The organism is Symbiopectobacterium sp. (genome assembly GCF_051710365.1).
Classification (GTDB): Bacteria; Pseudomonadota; Gammaproteobacteria; order Enterobacterales; family Enterobacteriaceae; genus Symbiopectobacterium.
The window spans coordinates 1-4,750 of sequence record NZ_JBPETA010000216.1 but is presented as its reverse complement, the minus strand read 5'-3'; the positions used below and the strand labels follow the sequence as shown (position 1 = coordinate 4,750).

Sequence of the window (4,750 nt, the reverse complement as noted above, 5' to 3'; positions counted from 1 at the left end):
GGGCCTTGTTATATGAGGGCCAGTTAGTGATTTTAAAATTTTGTTTTGCCATGGAGACCTGATTTTGAAACAACTATGGTGATCTGTTCCGATGATTACCCAAACTTTCTATTTATTCAACAAAGCCATATCAATCCGCAAGGCGAACTGGTCAATGTGTCGTTTGGTACGGCGATGGGCCGCGATCTGGATTACTACCGCCAGATCCCGCTGACCTCCATGCCTTACGGTCAGGCGATGGGAATCCTGTGCCTGTCTGAGTATCTGCGCGTCTATCTGTAAGCGATAAACCGAAGAAGATTGCCCCGCGAAAGCACTACGTTGCTTCGCGGGGTTTGGCGTTATTTCAGTCCGTTCAGGCTGTAATTCACCGGGATCCAGCGATAACCGTTGGTGGTGCCGTTGCGTTCCACGCAGGTATTTACATGGCCGATGCCCGGGAACGGCAGGTGCGCGCCCGCCACCAGATAGCCTTCACTGGCTGCCTGAGCAAACAGGGCTTCGCGGGTTTTGGTAGCCTGATCCATATCTGAATCGAAGCTGATGGTGGTTTCCGGTATCGGCATTTGCACTGCTTCGGCGTGCACGATATCGCCCCATGCCAGCAATTTATTGCCGTCACTGACGATGCTATAGGCGGTATGCCCCGGCGTATGGCCTGGCGCAAACACCGGCGTAATGCCAGGCAGCAATGGGGCATCCCCGCTGAAGGTTTTCACTTTATTTGCTGCCGCCAGGATCTTAAAGACGTCCTGAACCCGTTGGAAAGCGAGCTTGCGTTCAGGGGCGGCTTGCGTTAGATGCTGCGGATCCAACCAGAAATCATACTCTTTTTGCGAAACGTAAACGGTCGCATTCGGGTAGGAGAGCTTGCCGTTTTGCACCAGACCGCCAAAATGGTCGCCGTGCAGGTGGGTCATCAGGATAGTATCGACCTGTTCGGGGCGATAGCCCGCCGCCAATAGGTTTTTCTGCACTTTTCCGACGTTGCTGTTGGCCTGCGTGCCGTTGCCGGTATCAATCAATACCAGATTTTTACCCGTGTTGACCAGAAACGCATTGATGGAAGTTTCAACCGTGGGGAGTAAGGATTTCTCTGCCAGCAACTGGCGAATGGTGTTGGGATCGGTGCGCGTGAGCAGTTTGTCCATCGGCATGGCGTTGGTGCCATCTGAAAGCGCGGTAATTTCATATTGCCCCAACAACTGCCGATAGTGGCCGGGTTGGGTTTTGACTTGCGTCGTGGCTTCAGCCACTGCGACATCGGGGAGGCCGAATGCTGTCATCGCTATCAGGCACGCCGCTTTCAAAGGTTTCATCGTATCGTTCCTTGTCGTAAACACCGTGAAAAAGAAATGGGCAATCCCCTTGATTATTAACCGAACTGCAACATTCCTCAAATGTTATCACCCCGATCTTAACGTTATAATGCAACGGTTATCTGGCGCTGTCACGCAATGTGGTGTTTGGCGCACCACAGGCAATCTGCGATAATGACGGTTTACCAGCCTGCCCGTGCTGGCACCCGATAGTTAAGTGATAGGATGTTATGCTGTACCCAATAAATGAGATGTTTCAAACCCTGCAAGGCGAAGGTTTTTTTACCGGTGTTCCGGCGATTTTTGTACGTCTGCAAGGGTGTCCGGTGGGTTGCAGTTGGTGCGATACCAAACACACCTGGGATAAGTTTGCTGAGCGTGAAACCACGCTGGATAATATCCTGGTAAAGACACAGGAGAGCGATGCCTGGGCACCGGCCAGCCCGGAAGCGATTCTGGTGCGCATCCAGCAAGAGGGGTATAGCGCCAAGCATATCGTTATCACGGGGGGAGAGCCTTGTATCCATGATTTGACGCCGCTGACCGACTATCTCGAGCAAAACGGCTATCGCTGCCAGATAGAAACCAGCGGCACCCATGAGGTGCGCTGTTCGCCGCAAACCTGGGTCACGGTCTCACCCAAAGTGAATATGCGCGGCGGCATGGTGGTGCTCGATCAGGCATTAGTGCGCGCTGATGAAATCAAGCATCCGGTGGCGAGAGAGAAAGACATTGAGGCGCTGGATGCCCTGCTGGCGCGCTTACACGATGACAAAGCACGGATTATCGCTTTGCAGCCCATCAGCCAGAAAGACGCGGCGACCAAACTCTGTATCGAAACCTGTATCGCGCGTAACTGGCGTCTGTCGATGCAGACGCACAAGTATCTGAATATCGCCTGATGGCAGGCCGATCCTTTTATTCCCCGCGATAAACGCAGCCCGCCGTGCAGGTTTCTTTCACCATCACGGCGCTCAGCAGAGGCAGTGTGGGTTTTAACTGCTGCCAGATCCAGTGTGCCAGCACCTCGCTGGTGGGGTTTTCCAAGCCGGGGATTTCATTGAGGTAGTGGTGATCCAACTGCTGCCAAACCGGATTGAATATCGCTTTCAAGTCTGCGAAATCCATCACCCAGCCGGTATGCGGGTCGACTTCACCGGTGATTTCCAGTCTCACCATAAAGGAATGCCCGTGCAAACGGCCACATTTGTGCCCTTCCGGTACGTGCGGCAGGTGGTGGGCGGCTTCAAACTGAAAAGCTTTAAATAGGGTAGTGACCATAACAACGTTCCTGAAGGGATAACCGAGCGTAAACAAAAGCCGTCGCATACTACCGGAAAGTCGTCCTTGAAGCACGTTTGATCGAAGAATAATCTGATTGATAGGGTGTTCATCTGATCAGGAGACCTATAACGCTTTAAGCGTTAAGGATTATCAGAAAAACCATTTAGGCATTTTGGTTATTAAATATTGCCATCGCGTCTTTAATTGTTGCGCGCTGGATAGGTAACCTTATATTCCATACAACTTTAGATTGCATAAATATCGCTATATGGCGGGACGACTTACAAGGACACTGAAATCACGATGACCACTCCGGTTTCGTTGCTGCCGCTTAGTGCCGAGCAGCTTGCGCGTTTGCAGAGCGCCACGGGGGATTTCTCTCCAGCGCAGCTGGCCTGGCTGTCAGGCTATTTTTGGGGCGTCGCGCAGGGCAATGGGGCTCAGAGCGGTGCCGTGTCGGCCGTATCGCTCCCGGCCAGTGCCGCTGCGCCAGCCCAAAGCATCACCCTTATCTCCGCATCGCAAACGGGCAATGCCCGCCGTGTGGCGGAACAACTGCGCGACGATTTGCTGGCTGCCAAGCTTGCGGTCACGCTGGTGAACGCTGGCGATTATAAATTTAAGCAAATCGCGCAGGAAACGCTGTTGCTGGTAGTGACCTCTACGCAAGGGGAGGGAGAACCGCCGGAAGAGGCCGTGGCGCTGCATAAATTCCTGTTCTCCAAAAAAGCCCCCGCGCTAAAAACCACGTCGTTTGCGGTGTTCGGATTGGGTGATACCTCTTACGAATTCTTCTGTAAAGCCGGTAAAGATGTTGATAGCCGATTGGCCGAGCTGGGTGCAGAGCGCCTGCTCGATCGCGTGGACGCCGATGTTGACTACCAGGCAGCCGCTGAGCAGTGGCGTCGGCAGATTGTTGATATCCTTCAGGCGCGTGTACCGGCACAAGGTGCGGCGGTGGTTCAGGCGAGCGCCAGCGGAACGCGGGATGAAATGTCCAGCAGTCCGTACAGTAAAACCGCGCCTTACACGGCGAGTTTCGCCGTGAATCAGAAAATCACGGGGCGTGCGTCCGATGATGTGCGCCATATCGAGATCGATCTGGGGGATTCCGGGCTGCGCTATCAGCCGGGTGATGCGCTCGGCGTGTGGTATCAAAACGATCCGGCGCTGGTACAAGAGTTGCTGGAACTGCTGTGGTTGAAAGGGGATGAACCTGTGACCGTGGCGGGAGAGACATTGCCCTTGTCGCAGGCGCTGCAACGCCATTTCGAACTGACGCAAAATACGGCGCCGCTGGTGGAGAAGTACGCCGCGTTGTCCCGCAACGATGCGTTACTGGCGTTGGTGGCTGAAAAGCCTGCGCTGCAACAGTTCGCCCAGCGCACGCCGCTGGTGGATATGGTGCGTCAGGCACCGACGGAATTGACGCCGGAGCAACTGATTGGCTTGCTGCGACCATTGACGCCGCGCCTCTATTCCATTGCTTCTTCCCAGGCTGAAGCCGAAAGCGAAGTGCATATCACCGTTGGTGTTGTGCGTTACGACTATGAGGGACGTGCGCGAACGGGCGGTGCATCAGGTTATTTGGCGGATCGTTTGAATGAAGACGATGAGATTCAGGTCTTTATTGAACATAACGATCACTTCCGCCTGCCTGCCGATCCCTCGACGTCCGTCATCATGATCGGACCTGGCACCGGCATCGCCCCGTTTCGTGCCTTTATGCAACAGCGCGAAGCGGACGGTGCCGAAGGCAAAAACTGGCTGTTTTTCGGCAACCCGCACTTTACCGAAGATTTTCTCTATCAGGTGGAATGGCAGCGCTACGTGAAAGACGGGTTGCTGACGCATATCGATCTGGCCTGGTCACGCGATCAGGCACACAAGATCTATGTGCAGGACAAACTGCGCGAGAAGGGCGAACAGGTGTGGCGCTGGATCCAGGACGGCGCACATCTTTACGTGTGTGGCGATGCCAACCGTATGGCGAAAGATGTGGAGCAGGCGCTGCTGGACATCATCTGTATTAGTCGCGACTTGATCTGACACTGGACCTTGCAAGGTTGAGAGTTACCGGTTTTGATATGGGTGTCCAATCCTTATACAAAACACGAGGTAACTCTCATGATTCATACTAACAATCC

Annotated in this window: 3 protein-coding genes and 2 pseudogenes; 3 read left to right on the top strand and 2 right to left on the bottom strand. The window is 54.0% G+C overall.

What is annotated here, in order from left to right; all coding sequences use genetic code 11:
• Nucleotides 1-123: 123 nt before the first annotated feature.
• A pseudogene (locus ACTBDZ_RS15165) lies at nt 124-282 on the top strand (glycoside hydrolase family 88 protein); the annotation flags it as partial.
• A gap of 59 nt (nt 283-341) precedes the next feature.
• Here ACTBDZ_RS15165 and ACTBDZ_RS15160 read toward each other — a convergent pair.
• A complete protein-coding gene (locus ACTBDZ_RS15160; protein ID WP_438815930.1) occupies nt 342-1,319 on the bottom strand; it encodes an MBL fold metallo-hydrolase in 978 nt (325 codons plus the stop codon).
• Nucleotides 1,320-1,549: 230 nt separating this feature from the next.
• Between ACTBDZ_RS15160 and queE the strand changes: the two genes are divergently transcribed.
• On the top strand, nt 1,550-2,221 hold the full coding sequence (gene queE, locus ACTBDZ_RS15155; protein ID WP_438815929.1) for a 7-carboxy-7-deazaguanine synthase QueE: 672 nt from the start codon (nt 1,550-1,552) through the stop codon (nt 2,219-2,221).
• Nucleotides 2,222-2,237: 16 nt separating this feature from the next.
• On the opposite strand, the gene queD is transcribed toward queE, so the two are convergent.
• Complete coding sequence (gene queD, locus ACTBDZ_RS15150) at nt 2,238-2,600, bottom strand: 6-carboxytetrahydropterin synthase QueD (protein WP_438815928.1); 363 nt, start codon at nt 2,598-2,600, stop codon at nt 2,238-2,240.
• A 306-nt stretch (nt 2,601-2,906) separates the two neighbouring features.
• On the opposite strand from queD, the pseudogene cysJ reads away from it, so the two are divergent.
• Nucleotides 2,907-4,628 (top strand): annotated as a pseudogene (cysJ, locus tag ACTBDZ_RS15145) (NADPH-dependent assimilatory sulfite reductase flavoprotein subunit); the annotation flags it as partial.
• Nucleotides 4,629-4,750 lie beyond the last annotated feature (122 nt).

Bases quoted from the DNA above. Each gene is read 5' to 3' on its own strand.
- queD (WP_438815928.1), bottom strand. From the start codon at position 2,600: ATGGTCACTACCCTATTTAAAGCTTTTCAGTTTGAAGCCGCCCACCAC.
- queE (WP_438815929.1), top strand. From the start codon at position 1,550: ATGCTGTACCCAATAAATGAGATGTTTCAAACCCTGCAAGGCGAAGGT.
- ACTBDZ_RS15160 (WP_438815930.1), bottom strand. From the start codon at position 1,319: ATGAAACCTTTGAAAGCGGCGTGCCTGATAGCGATGACAGCATTCGGC.